The following is a 22,806-nucleotide window of genomic DNA, read 5'->3' on the forward strand; positions in this document are numbered from 1 at the left end:
CGAGCGACCGTCGCTTCAGCCCTTGTCCAAGGGCGAAAACAGTAACCGCCCCAGACCACGCCAGGTCTTCTTGTTCCAGGCCTTGAACGGGATCTGCGCCAGCAGTTCCCGCGCAAGCTTGCGGTCGCGGTTGGCGGTTTTCAGGAACATCGAATTGAGCGACTTGAAGCGCACTTCGTCGTACAGCGGATGATCGCTGAACAACGCATAAATGCGCAGGATGCTTTCGATCATGAACCGATGATTCTTGTACGAGTTGGTCGCGTGCTTGCGATAGCGCGCCATCACTACGCTCAAGCCATCGATGAAATAACCGGCACGGGTGACTTTCAGCTCGATGTACAGATCTTCCAGGCGAATCGTCGGATCGAAACCGCCCACCTTGTCCAGCGCTTCGCGGCGGATCATCAGGGTCGGCGCCGGCGGATACGGCTTGCGCTCAAGGAACATGTCATCGAAGTCCAGACGACGGAACGGCACATCGCGGCGCTGCCGCTTTTCCGGATACAGATTGCCGTCGGCGTCCATCAACTCGATGTTGCCGGCGCAAATCCCCACTTCGGGCTTGCCGTCCATGTACGCCACCTGCGTCGCGATGCGCTCCGGGTACATGATGTCGTCTGAGCCGAACGGCACGATCAGGCTGCCCTTGGCACGAGCGATGGCGCCGTTGAGCGTATTGGTCAGGCCCTGATTCTGCTGTACGCGAAAATCGAAACCGTACTGCGCCTGCAAGGCGTTGATGCGCTCGACGCTGTCATCCTTCGAGCCGTCATCGACCACCAGCAACTCGATGTTTTTATAGGTCTGGTTGATGACGCTAAGGATGCTCTCCTCAATGTACGGAGCATGGTTGTACGAGGCGATGATGACGGTTACAAGGGCGTTTGCTTCGCTCGATACTGCATCGTCACTCAGGGCTCTTTCTTGGCTCATGGCTGTTCCTTGCGCGCCTGTTCCAGGCCTGAGTCGATCAAGTCCAGGTACTCCTGACGGAACACTTCGATGTCATGTTGTTCCTGCAGATAGCGGTAGGCTTGTTCACCCTTGGCCTTGAGTTCGTCGTCGGACATTGCGAGGTACTGATCCAGCGCCGCAACCAGGCTCGATACATCCTTTGGCGTAATCGCCAGACCGCCGGCGCCTTCGATCAACGGCAACATGGCCGGCACGTTCGAGGCGATCACTGGCAAATGCCCGCTCATGCCCTCCAGCAACGCCAGGCCAAGGCCTTCGGCCAGCGACGGCATGGTCCAGATATCGAAGGCGCGCACGTATTGCAGGGCGTTTTCCTTGAAACCCAGCAAGTGCGCGCGACCGCTCAACCCCAGTTGTTCAATCTCGGCGGCCAGCGGCGCTTGCAGGCGCCCGGCGCCGATGATCGCTAATTGCGTGTTCGGGTATTTGTCCTTCAACGCAGCGAAGGCTTGCAGCAGATACGTGTGCCCCTTGACCGACACCAGCCGGCCCAGCGCGCCGATCAGGCGTACATTCGGGTCGATACCCAGCAACTCGCGCGCCTTGTCGCGGCTGTGCTGCAAGCCTTCGGCCTGCTCGATGTCGATGGCATTGGTGATGGCGTAAGTGTTCTGGTCGGTGAAACCGCAGTCACAGTCCAACAGGTACTGTTTGACCGCCGGGGAGACACCGACGAAACGCCAGTGCCGGTCGATCAGGCGCTGAGTCTGACGACGACGATAGAAGCGGTCGTATTCGCCGAAACCGTGGGAGATGCCAATGCACAATGGCACCTTCAACCAACGGTTGAGCGTGAGCATCATGTTCACCGGTTTGAAGCGGTTGCAGATCACCACGTCGAACTTTTCCCGGCGACAGAACTTGTACAACTGCCACATCGCGCGCAGGCGCATGCCCTTGAGCGATTTGTCGGAAAACTCGAAATACACCGAGCGGTCGGCACGGCTGACTGGCTCGCCCGCAGCGGGTTTGCCGCGCAGAAATGCGGCGGTCACCTCGTAGCGATCCGACGGCAACGCCTTGACGATCTGCTCGGCAAGGTCGGCGAAATCATGGGATTTGACGTTGTAGTCAGGCTGCAGCTGCAGCACCTTTGACCGTTGACTCATAACACTCCCCGGTTCGTGCCCGATTCACCCGGCTTCAGCAGCCAAAGTAATTCCTGGCGCCTGACCGCTTTTCGAAAAAATTCGTTTTCGCCATACACCGACGGCATGCGACCCGCCAGCATGCGCTGAATCAAGCGGCGCAAACGGCGCTTGAAGGGGGCCGGCGGCTGCAGGTCGTGCATCATGCCCAGCGCCATAGCCTTGTCGCGCTGCTGTTCAAGAGAAAGCGGCAGACACCACGGTTGCATCGGTACGGCCGCATCAAACGCCGGCGGCAGCGCGATGCCCTCACCGGCATTGCCCATCGGCCAACGATCGTTGTCGTGCAAATGGTTGGCGTAGCCGAGTAAGGTCGGCTGCCAGTCGAGGCTGCTTACCACCTGCAACACGGCGTGCTGACTGCAGAGATGGTCAGGGTGCGGATCAAGTGTCGGGTGCGGCAGGACGATCACGTCAGGGCGCGCACGCAGCAGCACTTCGCGCAGATCGGCGAGCAAGTTGTTCCAGGTCGGCGCGCCGTCGACGTCACTCGGCAAGCTGAACGGGTTCAACTGACGGAACAGACGGGTATCGCTCAAATCGGCTTCGCGTGAAGCGATGGGTTGATTCGGCGCTGCCTGCATTGTCTGGAGTTGCAGACAGAAATAGCCCAATTGCACACAGTTTTGCGCCGGCACCCCGGCCCAACGCGGCACGGCGAGGCTGTCCCAGGCACGCAATCGGCCCTTGAGTCGCGCGGCCTCGACCTTGTTAAGGCCCATTTGCTGATAGTGTTCGGCTTCGATTTCGCCAGCGGTCAGAGTGACGATCCAGGCTTCGTCCGCCTGGCTGTACAGACCGTAGGCGGCCAGCTCGGCGTCGTCGGCGTGCGGGGCAATCACCATCACCCGCGAGCGGCGGTAATCCGTTTGTTCCAGCGCCCACAACACCGGCTCGCCGGAGACGCGGCAGAGGCGCCCGCGCAAGCGCAGCAGGCCTTGCGACAAGGCTTGTGCCTGACCGCTGAGGTTCAGATAACGCAGGCCGTTGACGCCGCGCTCGAAGGTTTGCGCGTCAGGATTCGTCCCGCCTGCCAGCTCAATGCGCGGATCGAAGAAGCGTCCCAGCCACGTGCTTTTGACCTGCACGGCGAGAATCAGTGTGGCGTCATCGACCAGCATCACGCCTTCATCCAGGCGCAATTGCTCGCCGCTCAGATGCACTTTTGGTTGCGGCGTGAACGGCGGGAAGCTGTACTGATAATCGTCTTTCGGCGAATAGAACAGGTGATCGGCGAACCATGCCTCATGGGCGACCCAGCCGATCACTGCGAGCACCAGCGGCAGCCACCACGCGACCAGTACACCGACCGCGATCAACACGGCCAAGGCAATCAACAGACCGATGCGTTTATTGCGCCGGTGACGCTTGAGCAATTGCTGTTTGCGGCTCATGGGCTGACTCATACGGTGAACACCGGCACAGGATTGCACCAGCGATCCTTGTATTCACGGTCGGCGCGACCGAAGGAAAAGCGCAGCGGCTTGTCCAGTGCTCGCGCATGCTCCCAGGCGCTTTGCGTATTGAGGAAGCTCAACACGCTGCCGGGGCTGAATTCGCGGGTTTCGGGATCGACGCCGCCGTTGATGTATTCGACGCTGATCCACTCCGGCGCCTCGACGCGGTACACCAATTGAATAGCAATCGGCGCATCGTTGAGGAAGATCACCGAACCGATCAGCAGCTCGCGCAGCAGCTCGATCACTTCGGCCATGCGTGCCGCGCCAGTGGCCGGGAACCCCCAGCGACGCTGAAACAGATCGCAGTAGATGGCCGCCAGTTCAGCGCTGGAAAACTCGCTGACCGGGCGCACCACGCCGCCCGCCTCTTCCAGCAGGCGCAATTCGCGACGCTGGTTGTAGCGAAACTTCTTCGACAGTTCTTCCGGGGTGCGGGCCATGGCCAGTTGTTCGGTCTGCAACTTCAGGCCGCTGAAGCGGGTTTCGTTGAGCGCCGACAGATAGCGTGCGCGATGGCGCAGCGCGGCCTGCGCATCAGCGGCAGCGGGCAGAATCAGCTCGGCATTGCCGAGGTCGAACAGGCCTTTTTTGCCATGGCGCTTGAGCACGTCCTTGGACAACGCCAGATCGCGGCCCCAGGTCGGGATCGCCGCTTTGATCTCGCCTTGTTGCTCCCAGGCAAGGTAGCGCACGGGGATGCCGGCGAGATCAGCCAGACGCTCGACCACCAACGGGTGAGTCGCGACGCTGCCGCCAAAACGCTGCCAGGTAGTTGCATAGGTCGAGGCGTCGACGGGCGACCAGCCACGTTCGCGCCAGCCTTGAAATCGGTTGAGCATCAGCCCCTCGGTGCCAGATCGGTAACTTGCGGCAGACGCCAGAAGGTGTCACGCACCGCACGGTCGGAGAAACGCTCACGCAGACGATCAAGCATCATCTCGGCGCACTGAAGGCGCTGTTGATCATCCATACCGGCCAGATGTTGCAGGCCTTGGGCCAAGTGTTCGGCGTCGCCCAACGGGAACAGAATGCCCACACCTTCGACCACTTCCTTCGCTCCACCGCACGCGGTGGCGAGCAGTGGCACGCCGGCGGCCATGGCCTCCAGCAGGACCATGCCGAACGGTTCGTGGTCGGAACTCAAGGCAAATACATCGAAGGCACGGAAGTAATTGCGCGCATCCGGCACCTGACCGAGGAACAACACGCGATCACCGATACCCAGTTCGCGGGCCAGTTCCTTGAGATCCTGCTCCAGACGACCCTTACCGAGAATCACCAACTGGCTGTTGCCCGGCAAACCCGGTAACGCCGCCGCAAAACCGTGCAGCAAAGTTGCCTGATCCTTGTCCGGGTGCAGCCGGCCAACGTTGCCGACAATCCACGCATCCGGCGCAAGCCCCAAGGTCTCGCGAGCTTCGCGAGCGGACACCTGACTGAATTGCAGCGCAGGCACATCGATACGGTTATACAGCGTCTGAATACGTTCTTGCGGCCACTTCGGCAGGCAACGACGCATGTCGTCGCGCACCGCATCGGACACGCCGAGCAGGCTCAGACGCTTGCGGAAAATATGCGCGAACAATTTGCGCGTACCGCGTTTGTAATCGTCAAACGCGTGGTGAACGCCAATCACCGGCAACGAAGTGCCGAGCAAGGCGATATAGATCGGCTTGAAGCGATGGGCGATGCAGAAACTGAAATTGCGTGAAGCGGCGATCTTGCGCAGATCGCCGATGGCGCCCAGCTTCAGGCCACGAATGGCCTTGGAGCTGTATTCCATGAACAACACTTCATCGGAAGCACACGCTGCGGCCACCTCGCTATCGGCAGCCCCGGTCAGAAAGACCGTGGTCACCCGATAACCGGTGCCCGCGAACAGGCTGGCATACTGCCGTGCGCAGTCGAGGAACGGCCCGTCATAGCCGTGACAGAACTGCAGCACATGGCGTTCAGCCGAGCGAGTCATAAGCGTTTGCGCCCTCTTTGACCACCAGAATGTCTTCCATGATCAAATACTGCAGATCCGAACCGAAGAACATGTTCAACGCATCGGTCGGCGAGCAGATCATCGGTTCGCCACGACGGTTGAGCGAGGTGTTCAGCGACACGCCGTTGCCGGTCAGGACTTCCAGCGCCTTCATCATGTCGTAGTAGCGCGGGTTGTACTCGCGCTTGAGCACCTGGGCGCGGGAAGTGCCGTCTTCGTGGACGACTTCCGGCACACGGGTTTTCCACTCGTCCGCGACTTCGAAGGTGAAGGTCATGAACGGCGCCGGGTGATCGATCTTGATCATCTGTGGCGCAACGGTGTCGAGCATCGACGGGCAGAAAGGCCTCCAGCGCTCGCGGAACTTGATCTGGTGGTTGATGCGGTCAGCCACGCCCGGAATGCTCGGGCAACCGATGATCGAACGACCGCCCAGTGCGCGCGGGCCAAACTCCATGCGGCCCTGGAACCAGGCCACCGGGTTGCCATCGACCATGATCCTGGCAATCTGCTCCGGCATGTTGTCCAGCTTGCGCCAGGTCGGCTTGTTCTCGTGACGGGCGCACGCGGCGATCACGTCTTCGTTGCTGTACGACGGGCCGAGGTAGACGTGTTCCATCTTCTCGACCGGTACGCCACGGGCGTGCGACACGTAAGCGGCAGCGCCGACAGCGGTGCCGGCATCGCCGGAGGCCGGCTGGACGAACAGCTCTTTGACGTCATTGCGCGCGATGATTTTCTGGTTCAGCTTGACGTTCAACGCACAGCCGCCAGCGAACGCGAGCTTGCCGGTTTCCTTGAGCACGTCGCCCAGGTAGTGGTCGATCATCTGCAGCGAGATCTTTTCGAACAGCGCTTGCATGCTCGCGGCGTAGTGAATGTACGGCTCGTCGGCGATGTCGCCTTCGCGCTTCGGACCCAGCCATTCGATCAGCTTCGGCGAGAAGTAGAAGCCTTTGCCCTTCTCTTTGTAGCGGCGCAGGCCGATCACGTTGGCGTAGTCAGTGTTGATCACCAACTCGCCGTTCTCGAACGAGGCCAGACGCGAGAAGTCGTATTTGCTGGCGTCGCCGTACGGCGCCATGCCCATGACCTTGAACTCACCGTCGAGCATTTCGAAACCGAGGAACTCGGTGATCGCGCCGTACAGGCCGCCGAGGGAGTCCGGATCGAAGAATTCCTTGATCTTGTGGATCTTGCCGTTTTCGCCATAACCGAAGAAGGTCGTGGCGTACTCACCCTTGCCGTCGATGCCGAGGATCGCGGTTTTCTCTTTGAAACCGGAGCAGTGGTAGGCGCTGGAAGCGTGAGCCAGGTGGTGCTCGACCGGCTCGATCTTGATCTTTTTCGGATCAAAACCCAGTTGTTCCAGGCACCAGACGATCTTGTTGCGATAGCGCTTGTAGCGACGGTTGCCCATCAGGATCGCATCGAGGGCGCGATCCGGCGCGTACCAGTAGCGCTTGGCGTAGTGCCAGCGGGCCTTGCCGAACAGGCTGATCGGCGCGAATGGAATCGCCACCACGTCAACGTCCGACGGCTTGATACCGGCCTGCTCGAGGCAGAACTTTGCCGATTCGTAGGGCATGCGGTTCTTTGCATGTTTATCGCGTACGAAGCGCTCTTCTTCAGCCGCCGCCACCAGCTTGCCGTCAATGTACAAGGCTGCTGAGGGATCATGGCTAAGGGCGCCGGACAGGCCAAGAATCGTCAATGCCACAGGGGTCTAGCCTCTTTAGTCTGCATACAGGCGCGATGCGCCTTGAAAATTGATGTGCCCTCGCACCGGGCGAGAGACAGCTAAAGGGCGGGATTATAGCGTAAAAGCGCCCACAAGCCTCTAGCCGAACTGCCGCGCCTGCGCGTTGACACTCTGTACCTCTCGTCATATGCTCGTTCGCAAATGGACTGGGGGATCCCGGTCGGCGCTAATGCCTCGGTGAGATCACCGGGGCTTTTCGCTTTCTGGGGAGGGGAAAATCTTCAAGCCCCAGTTTTCGAAACCCTTTCCGACTTCGTTCCGCCCGCCGCTGCAGTAAAATTTGCGCTTGAGCACTTCAAAAGCACGATTTTCCTGACCAGCCCTCAGAACGCTCATGCCGATGGGTCTCGCAACGAGATCAGCGAGCTGCAGACCGGTGGAATTCACTTGTTTTGTGGCAAAGACGATGTCAAATGGCAGTTGAATTCCCAAACGATTCGCACCACCGCACATCCTGCGAAACTCCAACTCAAGCTCGTTATCTTCCCGCCTCCCTCGGCGCTCGAAAATCACATGCGTCGTTGCCCCTTGCTGATTCTTTTCCTGCAAGAACTCATAGAGCGTTTCCAGACAAAAGCCGAGAGCGAGGTGATAGGGATTATGGCTGGGGCCTTGACATCGCTGTACCTGGCTATCGAAGGCAAACCAGTTACCCGCCACCTGAACGCCAGTAAATATTCAGATTGCCATCTTCGATCTGCCGATAAAGCGTGTACGGCAGGGAGACTGTGTCGAAGACCCCGGACAGCGGCAGATCCAGCAGCACGAATGGCACCAGGAAGCCCGTGGGATCGGGAGGTGCGTTCAATACGCAGAAGTCGTAGGCCAGACCGCTGTAGATCCGCGGAATGGATTGGCAGTAGGTTTTTTGTTTGCGCATGTCGCGGGCGACGTCGGCGTCGTCCTGCAGCACGGTCAGGGCGCTGCCGCAGCCTGATAAAACCCATGAAAAAACACTCAGTGTCACAGCCTTTTTGATACTCACGCGTTGCCCTCCGTAGTCGTCAGGCAAACTAGCATCGGGGCTGGAGGCCGCACAGTTCATGGCTTCTGTAGAAGCTGTAGGAGAAGTCAGTGGAGTTTGTCCACCGTTTCTCCGTGGGGATTCGTAGTGTCTCGGTCGATCTCTTCGCGAGCACGCTCGCTCCCACATCTTGAACGCATTTCATGTGGGAGCGAGCTTGCTCGCGAAGGCGGCTCAGGCAGCGCTGGAGATGTCTTTAGGCAACCGCTGATCAATCACTTGATACAACGCGCTGCTCTCCGGCCAGTTGCGCATGAATCGCGCCCGGTCACGGGCATAGGCCGGGGCGAAGCTACCCAGCGAAGCATGCTGACACATCGAATCCAGATCGATCAGCGCCCAGCGATCTTCCTGCCAGAACAGGTTATGGCCCTTGAAATCACCATGGCTGATGCGCTCGGCAATCAATCGCGCGAACAGCTGATCCAGTGCCTGTAACTCGGACTCCGGCGCCTCGCCACTTTCAACATACGGCGCAAACCGCTCGATGATGTCCGGCCCTGGCAGGTATTCGGTGATCAGATAAGCGCGGCTGCGCAGCCACAGGAAACGTTTTTCCAGAACGGCCAGCGGTTTCGGCGTGGCGATGCCGAGAAACGCCAGTCGATTGCCTTCACGCCACGAATGCCAGGCGCGGCTCGGACGCCAGAAGCGTTTGAGCCAATGAGCAAAATTCTTGATGTTGTAGCGCTTGATCACCAGCGTGCGCCCGGCCACGTCGACCTTGCCGACACTCGCCGCGCCGCCGGTCTTGTACAGATGGCCCTGATCGAGCAGCGCATCGGCCTGTTCCAGCACTGGCACCATCGCCGCCTCTTCCTCGCGACGAATGGCGCGCAGACCGAACGCACCGCGTTGCACCGCAAACAGCGTGCACTCACGACCGACCTTGATCAGGTAGTCGCGCAGACGCCAGGCACGCACCTTGTCGATCTGCTTTTGCAACGCTTCCAGCGGCAGCGCGTGCTCGGCATTGCTCAGCAGGTAATACACCAGCAGTTCTTCGGTGAACGGCTCCAGTGACTTAGGCAACTGGGCGAAAAATACGCCAAGGTTTTCCAGCACCTTCTGCCGCGACAGCGGCTGACCGGCGGTTTCCGCGCAGATCCCGGCGCCATCGATCAAATACAGCTGGCCGTCGTGGCGCAGCAGGTTGTCGAGGTGCAGGTCTTCCTGCCACAGGCCTTTGCCGTGCAGTTGGGCGATCGCGCCGAGCGCTTCGGCCAGTACCGCCGATTGCTCATCGGCCAACACCGGCAATGACTCGACTTGGCTCCAGGCAGCGCCAAGGCTTTCGGCACCCTCAAGAAACTCGAACAGCAGCCAGCCGCCCTCGCCGTCTTTCAAGCCATCGGCCAACAGCAGCGGCGTGGTCAGGCCTTGTGCCGCCAGCAGTTTCACGCCGTTGAGTTCACGCTGAAAATGCCGCGCAGCCTTGCTGCCGACCAGCAACTTGGCCAACACCGGTCGACCGCGCCAGACCCCGGCACCGACATAACGCTGGCCCGGCAACACTCGCAGCAGCGTCAGCAACTGCAAATCAGCCGGGCCTGCGGCATCGGCCAAAGTAATCGTCAGCGGCAGAGCGGGCGTGCGCCCGGCGCTTTTCAGGTCAGACAATTGCATCAACGAGTTTCCTTGCGACTGCGCCGTGCGGTCAGGCGCGTCACCCAACTGTCGACCAACGAGCTGTCCGTCGGCTGATCGAGATACGCCGCGAGCAACTCGCGCAATTGCGCTTCGTTCCACTCCGGGGCTCGGCGCAACAGCGGCTCAAGATCCTTGACCCGATCACGCATGCCGAACAGCAATGGGCGGGTCTTTTCCAGGTCGATCAACTGCGCCTGATAGCCGCTGCCGTCAGCCTGCAGAAAAATATGTTTGGGGTAAAAACAGCCGTGCACCTGGCGCAAGCCATGCAGGCGTCGCGCCAGTTGCCCGCAGGCCTTGAGGATCGCTGATTGCTCCACGGCGGTCAGTTCGGTCCAACGCTGCAGCAACGAATCGAGGTCGTCCCAGCCATCAAGGGCACGGGTCAGCAGGATCGCCTGCACGTCGCCCTTGATCTTGCGCTCACCGAAAAACGCCGCTTGCAGGGCCGGAATGCCCAGCTTGTTATAGCGACTGATGTTGCGAAATTCGCGGGCAAAACTTGGCTCGCCGAACGGCGCATGCAAGGTGCGCGTCAGGTAATTGCTCTGGCGCTTGAGGTAATAGGCGTGACCTTCCAGCTCAAGGCGAAACACGCTGCTCCAGCCGCCACCGTCGGTGTTCGGTTCGTCCACCGCTTCGAGCTGCTTGGCCCACAGCGCGTCAAAAGTGCCGAGGCCATTGCGCTCGAGCAGCGCGCGGTCTTCAGCGGCCAGGAAATCAGTCATTCGCGTCCCTCGAAAAATCTCACCACGTGGCGAATGCGCTTCTTGTCAGCGGCATTCAGACGATCACGCCCACGGTATTGCAGGTAGAAGCGCAGGCGCTGGGTGTTCGACAGGTGATACTTGGCGACCTTGTCGAGGCAGGCCAGATCCTTGGTGATGCGGTACTTGAGCCAGAAGCCGCGCCAGAAATCGCCGTTCGGGCAGTCGATCAAAAACAACCGCGCCTGATCGTCGATCAGCAGGTTGCGCCACTTCAGATCGTTATGGGTGAAGCGATGGTCGTGCATCGTCCGGGTGTAAGCGGCCAACTGCCGACTGACGCCATCGACCCAGGCGCGATCCTTGAGCTTGGGATCGTTGCGCTCGGCCAGCGCCGACAGGTCTTCGGTGCGCGGCAGTTCGCGAGTAATCATCGCGCCACGGTTGTACGCCGCGCCACGTCGCTCCAGACCCCAGGCCACCACTTCAGCGGTGGGAATGCCCCACTTGGCGAAGCGTTTGAGGTTCTGCCACTCCATCTTCACGCGCGGCTTGCCGAGGTAACGGCGCAAGCCCTTACCGGCGCCGACGTAGCGTTTTACGTAGTAGTTGACGCCGTTGCGCTCGACGCGGATGACTTCCGACAGCGGGTCGCGGGTCAGGCGCTCGCCTTGCAGGGCGAACACCGCTTCGAGGCTGCCGAAGTCGTCGGCGAGATCGCTGTATTCAGGTTCAAGGATCCAACCCGCCATCAGAGCGCATCCCCGTAACGCTGCTTACGCGCATAAAGCTTATTGGCCTTGCCTTCGAGCCAGCTCAGCAACGGCGCTTCTTCCGCGAGAACCTGCCGCAGCGGCTGCTGGAAATAGCCCTTGAGGAAACGCAGTTTGTCGCGGCGGGTAAGGCCGATGTCCAGTGCGGAAAAGTACAGCGCCGCCAGATCCTTGTTGCGCCAGCGCTGGGTGATCTTTGCGCGGGTCTGGGCGCGGTGCAGGTCGATCACCGAGAGTTTGAAATCTTCCGGCGTTACCGGTTTATCGGTGTGCAGCAGGAAATGACAGATATAACAGTCGCGATGATTGACGCCAGCGCGGTGCATCATGCCGGTCATGCGCGCAACTTCGGCGATCAGCGCGCGCTTGAGTTTCGGCTCGGGCGGCTGCTTGACCCAGTCGATGCTGAAGTCTTCAAGGCTGATAGTCGGCGCCAGCTCTTCGGTGACGATGAACGAGTGCTGATCCGCCGGGTTGCTGCCCTTCTCGCCGTACGCGACGGCGGTCATGGTCGGCACGCCGACTTCCTGCAAGCGCTGGATAGCCTTCCACTCCTGACCCGCGCCGAGTACCGGCAGCTTGGCGGTCAGCAGATTCTTGAAAATCTCGCCCCAGCCGATGCCACGGTGGATCTTGACGAAAAATCCGTTGCCGTCGACTTCCGTGCGCAGTGTCCGGCGTGCTTCCAGCTCGCGGTATACCTCGCCCTGCAAGCCTTCGACTTCGGCGAACGGGTCGCGTCCGGCCCAAAGGCTTTTGAACGGTTCAGCCAGCATCAACTTCATTAAGCGTGCTCCGCCAGAATCACATCGGCCGCGTGCTGCGGCATGCTGTAGAGGTCGGCCGTCTCGGCGAAGGCCAGACCATTGCGGCTCCAGGCCGCGCGTGCAGCGTCGTCTTTCAACATTTCGGTCAGGTATTGCGCCAGTTGCGTCTGATCGAACGGCTCGTCCAGCACTCGCCCGGCGTCGGCCTCGGCAATGTAATGGGCGTAACCGCAGACCGCGCTGACCAGCACCGGCAAACCGGCGACCAGCGCTTCAAGCAAAACCGTACCGGTGTTTTCGTTATACGCCGGGTGGATCAACAGGTCGGCGCCGAGCAGGAAGCGCGGGATATCGCTACGACCCTTGAGGAACGTCACGTTATCGCCCAGCCCCAAAGTCGCGCTCTGCATCTGGAATAATTTGGGGTCATCCTGGCCGATTACAAACAGCCGGGTGCGTTTCTTCAGTTCGGTGGGCAATGCGGCCAGTGCTTTGAGGCTGCGATCAACGCCCTTGGTCTTGAAGCCGGAGCCGATCTGCACCAGCAGCAGCTCGTCATCCTTCAGATTGAATTCGGCGCGGAACCCTGCGCGAATTTCGTCAGCATCTGCCGGACGCCGACGATCCTGCGCGATGCCCGGTGGCAGCAGGTGGAAGCGCTCGAGCGGTGTGTCGTAATGCTTGATGAACAGCGGCTGCTGCACTTCGGAAATCATCAGCACTTCGGTTTTCGCGTCTTTGGCGAACACCGCGCGCTCGTACTCGGCGAAGTGGCGATAGCGGCCCCAGCGGCGGTAGAGCGAATTGCGCAGGTTCTGCGCTTTGTCTTCGAAGCAACCATCGGCGGCGTAATAGACGTCCAGCCCGGGCATCTTGTTGAAGCCGATCAGACGATCCACCGGACGTTTGGCCAGATCCGCTGCCATCCACGCGCTGAGTTTTTCGTTGCGACGATGATTGAAGAATGCTTTGACCGGCGCCACCAGCACTTCAAAACCGGGCGGCACGTCGCCTTCCCAGATCAGCGTGTAGACGCGGATCTGATGCCCGCGTTGCTGGCATTCGAGGGCGATGCGCATGAAGTCACGCTGCAAGCCGCCGAACGGGAAATATTTGTACAGGACGAATGCCAATTGCATCAGCGCAGCTCCTCAGCCATTAACAACGTGCTCAGTCGGCTGGCGACACGCTCGGGGTTCAGACGCGTGAAGCACAGAGGCTGTTCACGCTTCAGGTCAAACTGACGGGCATCCTGCGCGGTCGGTTGATAAGTACATTTCTTTTGCAGGCACGGCGCGCACGGAAAGTCGCTGGCCAGGTGAATCTGCAATTTGCCGTAGGCGCCGGTCAGGCCCGGATTGGTCGGGCCGAACAGCGAGATGGTCGGCACGTCCAGTGCAGCGGCCAAATGGCCGAGACCGGTGTCCACCGCGACACAGGCTTGCGCCCCGGCAAGGACTTTGCCGACGCCGGCCAGATTGAGTTTCGGCAGCACTTCGGCGTGTTTGAAACCGGCGGCGATGCGTTCGGCACGAGCCTTTTCCTGCGGGTTGCCCCACGGCAGCTTGACGCCGACGCCGAGGTAGCCGACACGTTCGGTCAGCTCACGCCAATAGGCTTCCGGCCAGTGTTTGGTGTCCCAAGTCGTGCCGTGAAGAAACACCACAAAGGCGTTTTTGCGCGGCAGCTCGACCAGTCGTTCGACGTTGAGGCCGTAGTCGCCCAGACCTTTTGGCAAGTCGTAACCGAGGGCGATGGCGAACAATTGACGCACGCGCTCGACGGCATGCTGACCACGGGCCACGGCGAGTTTGCGGTCGTAGAAACGCGAGGCCATCGGCTCACGGGCCGAACCTTTGTCGAGCCCGGCCACCGGGGCTTTGACATAACGGGTCAGCCAGGCGCTTTTCAGCAAGCCCTGGGCGTCGATCACCAAGTCGTATCTGTTCGCGCGCACGCTTTGCTTGAAGCGTTTCCACTCGCCGCTGGTGATGGTTTTCCAGATATTTTTGCGCCAGCGGCGGATCGCCACCGGAATCACCTTATCGACGGCCGGGTGCCAAGTCGGAATCTCGGCAAAGCCTTCTTCCACAACCCAGTCGAACTTGATCCCTGGGATGGCCCGGGCGGCGTCGGTCAGCGCCGGCAACGCATGAATCACGTCGCCCAGCGATGAAGTCTTGATCAGCAGTACCCGCAACTTAATGAACCTCGACCACAGAGCCCTGCAATTTCTGCAAGGCATCGTTGACCGCGTCCGGCATCAGCTGGCGCAGGCAGTTGTAATGGCCGAAGCGGCAGGTACGGTCGAAACACGGGCTGCAATCGAGCCCCAGACGGACCACTTCGACGTGCTCGGCCAACGGCGGGGTGAAGCCCGGCGAAGTGGAACCGTAAACCGCCACCAACGGACGATTCAGCGCGGCAGCGACGTGCATCAGGCCGGAGTCGTTGGACACCACCGAGTCGGCGCAGGACATCAGGTCGATGGCCTCGGCCAGCGAGGTGCCACCGCTGAGGTTGACCGATTCTTCACGTAGGCCCGGGATCAGCCGTGCGCGGATGTCTTCACCGACCGCGTGATCGTTTTTCGAACCGAACAGCCACACCTGCCAGCCTTCGCGAATACGCGCTTCGGCGACTTTGGCGTAGTGCTCGGACGGCCAGCGCTTGGACTCGCCAAACTCGGCGCCGGGGCACAGGGCCAATACCGGGCGATCGAGGGTCAGGCCAAATTTGGCCAGCGCCGCTTCGCGGGTGACCGGGTCGATTTGCAGGCTTGGGCGTGGATACGGTTTAGGCAGTTCGGCGTTCGCGTCATAGGCCAACGCCATGAAACGCTCGATCATCAGCGGATAGCGGTCTTTGTCGAGGGTGCGCACGTCGTTGAGCAGGCCGTAGCGGAATTCGCCGCGCCAACCGGTGCGTTTCGGGATACCGGCGAAGAACGGCACCAGCGCCGATTTCAGCGAGTTGGGCAGCAGAATCGCCTGATCGTACTGACCGCGCAGGGATTTACCGATGCGCCGACGCGTCGCCAATTCCAGCGCGCCGTGGCCGAGGGGGAAGCTCAAGGCCTTGCGCACTTCGGGCATGCGCTCAAGGATCGGCCGGCTCCACTCGGGGGCCAGCACGTCGATTTCGCATTGCGGGTGGCGCTGTTTGAGACACTGAAACAGTGTCTGCGCCATCACCATGTCACCGACCCAACTGGGCCCAACGATCAGAATATTCATGTGGTTTCCAAAAACGAACCGGGGAGGCATTTACGCCTCCCCGCCTCGATAATTCTACAAACACTGTAGATCTACTGTGGGAGCGAGCTTGCTCGCGATGGGGGTCTTCACATCCAACATTGTTGTCGTCTGATACTCCGCTATCGCTGGCAAGCCAGCTCCCACAGGGTTTCGCATCTGTTCCAACATCTGCGACTCACCGCAGATCACTGTGGGAGCGAGCTTGCTCGCGAAGGCGCCGGCACATCCGAAATCAATGTTGCCTGACACACCGTCTTCGCGAGCAAGCTCGCTCCCACAGGGTATGGGTGCTGCATAAACTGGTTTCAGCTTAGCCCCATCTCTTTCCATATCCGCAAAACCTGCCGCCGTTCTTCGACAAACTGGTCTCCGGCAATCACCCCGGGGTCCTTCTGCAAGGCCTGCCGGTGGGCGGCGGAGCGGTAGGCTTTGTAGGCCTCGCGCAACAGGCTGGCGTCTTCGGCGGGCATCAGCCCTTCGCGTTCCAGCTCTTCCGTGATGCGGATGTTATCGGTCCAGCGCAGCAACGGCGGGTGGCTGTGCGACCACGCCAGGGCCGCGTATTGCACCATAAATTCAATATCGACGATACCTCCGGCGTCCTGCTTGAGGTCGAACGGCGCCGTGGCGTCGAAGGCATTTGCCGCTGTGCCGGCCGCGGTGCTCTTGGTGCCGAGGTTGTCGCGCATCTTCGCGCGCATCTCGCTCACTTCCTGTTGCAACTTCGCCAGGTCGCGGGACTTGCCCAACACCTGCGCACGAACCTTCTCGAACGCCTGACCGACATCCTGACTGCCAACCAGCACCCGCGCGCGCACCAAAGCCTGATGCTCCCACGTCCAGGCTTCATTTTCCTGATAGCGGGCAAACGCGCCGAGCGAACTCACCAACAGCCCGGACGCACCCGATGGCCGCAGACGCATGTCCACTTCATACAGCTGGCCCGAGTTGGTCTGCGCCGTCAGCAAGTGAATGATCCGCTGTCCCAGTCGAGTGAAGAACTGGGCGCCATCAATCGGCTTGGCGCCGTCGGTTTCCGCCTGCGGATCGCCGTCATGGATGAACACCAGATCCAGATCGGAACCATGCCCCAGTTCCAGGCCGCCGACTTTGCCGTAACCGACAATGATGAAGCCGGGATCGCACAAGGTGCCGTCGGTGCGCAGCGGCGTGCCGTGCTTGGCCACGGTCTGGCGCCAGGCCAGGGCCAACACTTGCTCGAGAATCGCCTCAGCGAGCCAGGTCAGGTAATCGCTGACTTTCATCAGCGGCAGGCTGCCGGCGATTTCCGAGGCGGCGACGCGCAAGCGGTGCGCCAGTTTGAAATGGCGCAGGGCTTCCATTTGCTGTTCGAGATCGTCTTCGGGAATTCGCGTCAGCCGCTCGCGCAATTCGGCGGCCAACTCTGGCGCCAATGGCGGCTTGAACAAACGCCCTTCGTTAAGCAATTCATCCATCAGCAGCGGGAAGCGCGTGATCTGCTCAGCGATCCACGGGCTCGCCGCGCAAAGCGTCAGCAAGCGTCGCAGCGCGCCGGGGTTTTCCGTCAGCAAGACTAAATAAGCCGAGCGCCGAGCGACTGCTTCCACCAGCGGCAACACCCGCTCAAGCACCAGATCGGGATTGGCGTGCTCGACCGCTTGCGCCAATAGACGCGGAATAAAAGCATCAAGGCGTTCGCGCCCCAAACGTTGCATTGCCCGCAGTTGCGGGCTGCTGCGCAAACCGGCCAGCGCCTTCAGGGCTTTGCTCGCATCGGCGAAACCGCCCTCTTCCAGCTGTCGGCAAGCCGCCTCTTCGTCCTGTTCTTCTTCCCACAGCGGCAGCCATTCACCGCCGACCACCACCTCACTTTCGGCGCCCTCTTCCTCGTCCGGATCAGCGATGACCTGAGCAAAATGCCAAGCGACGCGGCCGCGCCAGAACATCAGTTTTTCGTGGAAAGCATCCCAATCGGCGAAACCGAGCATGAAGGCGATGCGCGCCTGATCCTGCGCGCCGTCCGGCAGCATCTGCGTCTGTCGGTCGGCAATCGCCTGAATCGCGTGTTCGGTGTAACGCAGAAACTCGTAGCCTTCGCGCAACTCGCTGATCACGGCCGGCGGCAGATAGCCTTGCCCTTCCAGCGTGCTCAACACCTTTAATAGAGGACGCTGTTGCAGGCTCAAGTCGCGGCCACCGTGGATCAACTGGAAGGCCTGAGCGATGAACTCAACCTCACGAATCCCGCCGGAGCCGAGCTTGATATTGTCGGCCATGCCTTTGCGCCGCACTTCCTGCTGGATCAGCTGCTTCATGGTGCGCAGCGCTTCGATCGCCGAGAAATCCAGATAACGCCGATAAACAAACGGGCGCAGCATGTCGAGCAACTGCGCGCCGGCGACCTGATCGCCCGCCACCACCCGCGCCTTGATCATCGCGTAGCGTTCCCAGTCGCGCCCCTGATCCTGGTAATACTGCTCCAGCGCATTGAAGCTCAGCACCAGCGCGCCGGATGAACCGTACGGGCGCAGGCGCATGTCGACACGGAACACGAAACCGTCAACGGTCATCGGATCCAGCGCCTTGATCAGCCGCTGGCCAAGACGAATGAAGAATTCCTGATTATCCAGCGAGCGCTTCACGCCCACCGTTTCGCCGCCCTCGGGGTAGGCGAAGATCAGATCGATGTCGGAAGACAGGTTCAACTCGACGGCGCCGAGCTTGCCCATGCCGAGGATGACCATCGGCTGCGGCAAACCGCTGCGACGACCGGTCGGCGTGCCAAACTGCTCGCAATGGCGGCTGTACAACCATTGATAAGCCTGGTCGATGGTGGCGTCGGCCATGTCCGAGAGGTCGCGGCAGGTCTGCACCAGATCGGCCTGACGGGTAAGGTCACGCCAGATGATCCGCACTTGATGGCGGGCGCGCTGGCGACGCAGGGCGCGACCGAGTTCGTCTTCGCTTTGCGCGGCGTTCACCGCAGTGGAAATCTGCGCACACAATTCACCCGGTGCGAATGGCCGGTCGAGCTCGCCGGACTGCACCAGACTCAACAACATCAAAGGGTCACGAACGCTCTGTTCAATGACAAACTCGCTGGCGGCGGTGACGCGGGCGAATTGCGCCCAGCGCTCTGGCGTCCAGTTCGCGAAGCCGTGATCGTCTTCAAGCTCGGCGACGGCCGTACGGAACGACTGCTCGGATCGAGTGACCAACGGCAGGAGAATGGCAGGCAGTTCGGCAAGCACGGGCAGGGTCATGGTCTATCCTTGATCGGCGTGTAAATGGCCGCTTGTAGTGAATGGTGAAAACCCGCTACGCGAAGGACTGTCGAACAAAAGTTAGAAATAGCTGAAATTTCCTCTTCTTTAGCATCCAGCATCAAAGTTTCACCTTTTACGGATGGTAATCGACCAACCTTAACGATTATTCTCACAACGCAGTCGGAGGCCACAAGCCTTTCATCTGTAGTTTTACTACTCGTCTATACATCCGAAAGGCTGAAATGCCGGAAGATTTGTAGTAAAACTACACGCCGCCGGAACAACCTGACGGCAATCCAAGAATTTTAAATCGTCTGCCCACAAGGCCAGTCGCAAACTCAGGCAACCGATTCTGGAAGCCTTTCCGCCCTGGAGCAAGCCATGCAAGACCTCGATCCCGTCGAAACCCAGGAATGGCTGGACGCCCTGGAATCGGTTCTCGACAAAGAAGGCGAAGACCGTGCTCACTATCTGATGACCCGTATGGGTGAACTCGCGACCCGCAGCGGTTCGCAGCTCCCTTATGCCATCACCACGCCTTACCGCAACACCATCCCGGTAACCCACGAAGCACGCATGCCTGGCGACCTGTTCATGGAACGCCGCATTCGCTCGCTGGTGCGCTGGAACGCGATGGCCATGGTAATGCGTACGAACCTGAAAGATTCTGACCTGGGTGGTCACATCTCCAGCTTCGCTTCCAGTGCGACCCTGTATGACATCGGCTTCAACTACTTCTTCCAGGCCCCGACCGACGAACACGGCGGCGACCTGATCTACTTCCAGGGCCACACCTCGCCAGGCGTTTACGCCCGTGCGTTCATGGAAGGCCGCATCACCGAAGACCAGATGAACAACTTCCGCCAGGAAGTCGACGGTCAGGGCCTGTCGTCCTATCCGCACCCTTGGCTGATGCCTGACTTCTGGCAGTTCCCGACCGTATCGATGGGTCTGGGCCCGATTCAAGCGATCTACCAGGCACGTTTCATGAAGTACCTGGAACACCGCGGTTTCATCCAGCCAGGCAAACAGAAAGTCTGGTGCTTCCTGGGCGACGGCGAGTGCGACGAGCCGGAATCCCTGGGCGCCATCTCCCTGGCCGGCCGCGAGAAGCTGGACAACCTGATCTTCGTCATCAACTGCAACCTGCAGCGCCTCGACGGCCCGGTTCGCGGCAACGGCAAGATCATCCAGGAACTCGAAGGCGTGTTCCGCGGTGCTCAGTGGAACGTGACCAAAGTCATCTGGGGCCGTTTCTGGGACCCACTGCTGGCCAAGGACGTCGACGGTATCCTGCAACGTCGCATGGACGAAGTCATCGACGGCGAGTACCAGAACTACAAAGCCAAAGACGGCGCGTTCGTTCGTGAACACTTCTTCAACACGCCAGAACTCAAGGCGATGGTTGCTGATCTGTCCGACGACGAGATCTGGAAACTCAACCGTGGCGGCCACGACCCGTACAAGGTCTATGCGGCTTACCACGAAGCGGTCAACCACAAAGAACAACCAACCGTCATCCTCGCCAAGACCATCAAAGGTTATGGCACCGGTGCCGGCGAAGCGAAGAACACTGCGCACAACACCAAGAAAGTCGACGTCGACAGCCTGAAGTTGTTCCGCGATCGTTTCGACATCCCGGTCAAGGACGAAGAGCTGGAGAACCTGCCGTTCTTCAAGCCAGAGCCAAACAGCGCCGAAGCCCGCTACCTCAGCGAGCGTCGCACTGCACTGGGCGGTTTCGTGCCACAGCGCCGCGCACAAAGCTTCAGCGTACCGACTCCGGATCTGGACACCCTCAAGGCTATCCTCGACGGTTCCGGCGACCGTGAAATTTCCACCACCATGGCTTTCGTGCGGATCCTCGCGCAACTGGTCAAGGACAAGGAAATCGGCCCGCGCATCGTTCCGATCATCCCGGACGAAGCCCGTACCTTCGGTATGGAAGGCATGTTCCGTCAGCTCGGCATCTACTCCTCCGTCGGCCAGCTCTACGAGCCAGTCGATAAAGACCAGGTGATGTTCTACAAGGAAGACCAGAAAGGTCAGATCCTTGAAGAAGGCATCAACGAAGCAGGCGCCATGAGTTCCTTCATCGCCGCCGGTACTTCGTACTCCAGCCACAACCAGCCAATGCTGCCGTTCTACATCTTCTACTCGATGTTCGGCTTCCAGCGGATTGGCGACCTGGCCTGGGCTGCCGGCGACAGCCGTACCCGTGGCTTCCTGATCGGCGGCACCGCCGGCCGTACCACCCTGAACGGTGAAGGTCTGCAACACGAAGACGGTCACAGCCACCTGCTGGCCGCGACCATCCCGAACTGCCGCACCTACGATCCAACCTATGGCTACGAGCTGGCGGTGATCATTCAGGACGGCATGAAGAAGATGACCGAAGAGCAACAGGACATCTTCTACTACATCACCGTGATGAACGAGTCGTACCAGCAGCCAGCCATGCCGGCCGGTGCCGAAGAAGGCATCAAGAAAGGCATGTACCTGCTCGAAGAAGACACCCGCGATGCGGCGCACCACGTCCAGCTGATGGGCTCCGGCACCATCCTGCGTGAAGTCCGTGAAGCGGCGAAGATCCTGCGTGAAGAGTTCAACGTGGGCGCTGACGTCTGGAGCGTTACCAGCTTCAACGAACTGCGTCGCGACGGTCTCGCTGTAGAGCGCAGCAACCGTCTGAAGCCGGGCCAGAAGCCTAAGCTGAGCTACGTCGAAGAGTGCCTGAACGGCCGTAAGGGTCCGGTCATTGCCTCTACCGACTACATGAAGCTGTTCGCCGAGCAGATCCGTCAGTGGGTACCGTCCAAGGAATTCAAAGTCCTCGGCACCGACGGTTTCGGCCGCAGCGACAGCCGCAAGAAACTGCGTCATTTCTTCGAAGTCGACCGTCATTTCGTGGTGTTGGCAGCCCTGGAAGCACTGGCTGACCGTGGTGATATCGAACCTAAGGTTGTGGCTGAAGCCATCACCAAGTTCGGCATTGACCCGGAAAAACGCAACCCACTGGACTGCTGAGGAGACATTTTGTGAGCGAACTCATTCGCGTACCTGACATCGGCAGCGGTGAAGGTGAAGTAATTGAACTGTTTGTGAAGGTCGGCGACCGTATCGAAGCCGACCAGAGCATCCTGACCCTGGAATCGGACAAGGCCAGCATGGAAGTGCCGGCCCCGAAAGCCGGCGTCATCAAGAGCCTGAAAGTGAAGCTGGGCGATCGTCTGAAAGAAGGCGACGAACTGCTCGAGCTGGAAGTCGAGGGCGCCGCTGAAGCGGCCCATGCTCCTGCTGCTGCGCCGGCCAAAAAGGCTGAAGAAAAACCGGCTGCCGCTCCTGCTGCTGCCGCGCCTGCCGCTGCTCCTGCTGCCGCTTCGGTTCAGCAAGTCCACGTGCCGGACATCGGTTCGTCGGGCAAGGCCCAGATCATCGAGATCCAGGTCAAGGTCGGCGACACCGTCGAGGCTGATCAATCGTTGATCACCCTGGAATCCGACAAGGCGAGCATGGAAATCCCGTCGCCTGCCGCTGGCGTGGTCAAGGCCATCAGCGTCAAGCTCAACGACGAAGTCGGCACGGGCGACCTGATTCTGGATCTGGAAGTGGCGGGTGCTGCGGCCCCTGCGGCTGCCGCTCCGGCTCAGGCTGCAGCCCCGGCCGCTGCCGCTGCGCCTGCTCCGGCAGCCGCGCCAGCAGCACCGGTTGCCGACAGCGTTCAGGACATCCACGTTCCGGACATCGGTTCGTCGGGCAAAGCCAAGATCATCGAAGTGTTGGTCAAGGCTGGCGATACCGTTGAAGCTGACCAGTCGCTGATCACCCTGGAATCCGACAAGGCGAGCATGGAAATTCCATCGCCTGCCGCTGGCGTGGTGGAAAGCGTTTCCATCAAGCTGGATGACGAAGTCGGTACCGGAGACCTGATCCTCAAGCTGAAAGTCAAAGGCGCGGCGCCTGCTGCTGCCCCGGCTCCGGCTGCCGCCGCTGCACCAAGTGCTCCTGCCGCTGCTGCTCCGGCTGCCGCTGCGCCTGCTGC

Annotated in this window: 17 protein-coding genes and 1 pseudogene; 2 read left to right on the top strand and 16 right to left on the bottom strand. The window is 60.4% G+C overall.

The window, feature by feature from the left end; translation table 11 throughout:
- Positions 1-15: 15 nt before the first annotated feature.
- The 16 genes and pseudogenes from EJA71_RS23950 to glnE form a co-directional block, all read right to left on the bottom strand.
- Entirely contained in the window at positions 16-936 is a 921-nt protein-coding gene (locus EJA71_RS23950; RefSeq protein ID WP_158959989.1) for a glycosyltransferase, read from the bottom strand.
- Positions 933-2,087 (bottom strand): glycosyltransferase family 4 protein, encoded by a 1,155-nt coding sequence (locus EJA71_RS23955; RefSeq protein WP_158959991.1) that lies wholly within the window; start codon positions 2,085-2,087, stop codon positions 933-935. Before EJA71_RS23955 ends, EJA71_RS23950 begins: the two co-directional genes overlap by 4 nt.
- Positions 2,084-3,520, bottom strand: coding sequence for a PIG-L family deacetylase (locus EJA71_RS23960; RefSeq protein ID WP_158959993.1), 1,437 nt, complete (start codon positions 3,518-3,520; stop codon positions 2,084-2,086). Before EJA71_RS23960 ends, EJA71_RS23955 begins: the two co-directional genes overlap by 4 nt.
- A gap of 8 nt (positions 3,521-3,528) precedes the next feature.
- Positions 3,529-4,425 carry an antimicrobial resistance protein Mig-14 gene (locus EJA71_RS23965; RefSeq protein WP_158959995.1) on the bottom strand — a complete coding sequence of 299 codons (897 nt, stop codon included), beginning with the start codon at positions 4,423-4,425 and terminating at the stop codon, positions 3,529-3,531.
- The gene (locus EJA71_RS23970) at positions 4,425-5,555 is read right to left on the bottom strand and encodes a glycosyltransferase (RefSeq protein WP_158959996.1); all 1,131 of its coding nucleotides are present in this window, start codon (positions 5,553-5,555) and stop codon (positions 4,425-4,427) included. Before EJA71_RS23970 ends, EJA71_RS23965 begins: the two co-directional genes overlap by 1 nt.
- Positions 5,539-7,296: a carbamoyltransferase gene (locus EJA71_RS23975; protein ID WP_158959998.1), complete on the bottom strand. Its 1,758-nt coding sequence runs from the start codon at positions 7,294-7,296 to the stop codon at positions 5,539-5,541. Before EJA71_RS23975 ends, EJA71_RS23970 begins: the two co-directional genes overlap by 17 nt.
- A gap of 225 nt (positions 7,297-7,521) precedes the next feature.
- Positions 7,522-7,953 (bottom strand): annotated as a pseudogene (locus tag EJA71_RS23980) (DUF3800 domain-containing protein); the annotation flags it as partial.
- Between the two features lie 34 nt (positions 7,954-7,987).
- Positions 7,988-8,323 carry a YceK/YidQ family lipoprotein gene (locus tag EJA71_RS23985; RefSeq protein ID WP_158960000.1) on the bottom strand — a complete coding sequence of 112 codons (336 nt, stop codon included), beginning with the start codon at positions 8,321-8,323 and terminating at the stop codon, positions 7,988-7,990.
- Positions 8,324-8,536: 213 nt separating this feature from the next.
- Positions 8,537-9,988, bottom strand: coding sequence for a lipopolysaccharide kinase InaA family protein (locus EJA71_RS23990; protein ID WP_158960002.1), 1,452 nt, complete (start codon positions 9,986-9,988; stop codon positions 8,537-8,539).
- Positions 9,988-10,740, bottom strand: a complete 753-nt coding sequence (locus EJA71_RS23995; RefSeq protein WP_158960004.1) for a lipopolysaccharide kinase InaA family protein — start codon at positions 10,738-10,740, stop codon at positions 9,988-9,990. The genes EJA71_RS23990 and EJA71_RS23995 overlap by 1 nt, the downstream gene beginning before the upstream one ends.
- Positions 10,737-11,471: a lipopolysaccharide kinase InaA family protein gene (locus tag EJA71_RS24000; RefSeq protein WP_158960005.1), complete on the bottom strand. Its 735-nt coding sequence runs from the start codon at positions 11,469-11,471 to the stop codon at positions 10,737-10,739. The genes EJA71_RS23995 and EJA71_RS24000 overlap by 4 nt, the downstream gene beginning before the upstream one ends.
- Positions 11,471-12,277 (bottom strand): lipopolysaccharide core heptose(I) kinase RfaP, encoded by an 807-nt coding sequence (gene rfaP, locus EJA71_RS24005; protein WP_158960007.1) that lies wholly within the window; start codon positions 12,275-12,277, stop codon positions 11,471-11,473. Before rfaP ends, EJA71_RS24000 begins: the two co-directional genes overlap by 1 nt.
- Entirely contained in the window at positions 12,277-13,398 is a 1,122-nt protein-coding gene (locus EJA71_RS24010; RefSeq protein ID WP_158960008.1) for a glycosyltransferase family 4 protein, read from the bottom strand. The genes rfaP and EJA71_RS24010 overlap by 1 nt, the downstream gene beginning before the upstream one ends.
- A complete protein-coding gene (waaC, locus tag EJA71_RS24015) occupies positions 13,398-14,459 on the bottom strand; it encodes a lipopolysaccharide heptosyltransferase I (RefSeq protein WP_158960010.1) in 1,062 nt (353 codons plus the stop codon). Before waaC ends, EJA71_RS24010 begins: the two co-directional genes overlap by 1 nt.
- A gap of 1 nt (position 14,460) precedes the next feature.
- On the bottom strand, positions 14,461-15,495 hold the full coding sequence (gene waaF, locus EJA71_RS24020) for a lipopolysaccharide heptosyltransferase II (protein ID WP_158960012.1): 1,035 nt from the start codon (positions 15,493-15,495) through the stop codon (positions 14,461-14,463).
- Between the two features lie 326 nt (positions 15,496-15,821).
- Positions 15,822-18,761 carry a bifunctional [glutamate--ammonia ligase]-adenylyl-L-tyrosine phosphorylase/[glutamate--ammonia-ligase] adenylyltransferase gene (glnE, locus tag EJA71_RS24025; protein ID WP_158960014.1) on the bottom strand — a complete coding sequence of 980 codons (2,940 nt, stop codon included), beginning with the start codon at positions 18,759-18,761 and terminating at the stop codon, positions 15,822-15,824.
- A 384-nt stretch (positions 18,762-19,145) separates the two neighbouring features.
- Between glnE and aceE the strand changes: the two genes are divergently transcribed.
- Entirely contained in the window at positions 19,146-21,791 is a 2,646-nt protein-coding gene (gene aceE / locus EJA71_RS24030; RefSeq protein ID WP_008081364.1) for a pyruvate dehydrogenase (acetyl-transferring), homodimeric type, read from the top strand.
- Between the two features lie 11 nt (positions 21,792-21,802).
- On the top strand, positions 21,803-22,806 hold a 1,004-nt coding region (locus EJA71_RS24035), incomplete at its 3' end, for a biotin/lipoyl-containing protein (RefSeq protein ID WP_306110084.1).

It is taken from the genome of Pseudomonas sp. PB106 (assembly GCF_009764645.1).
Classification (GTDB): domain Bacteria; phylum Pseudomonadota; class Gammaproteobacteria; order Pseudomonadales; family Pseudomonadaceae; genus Aquipseudomonas.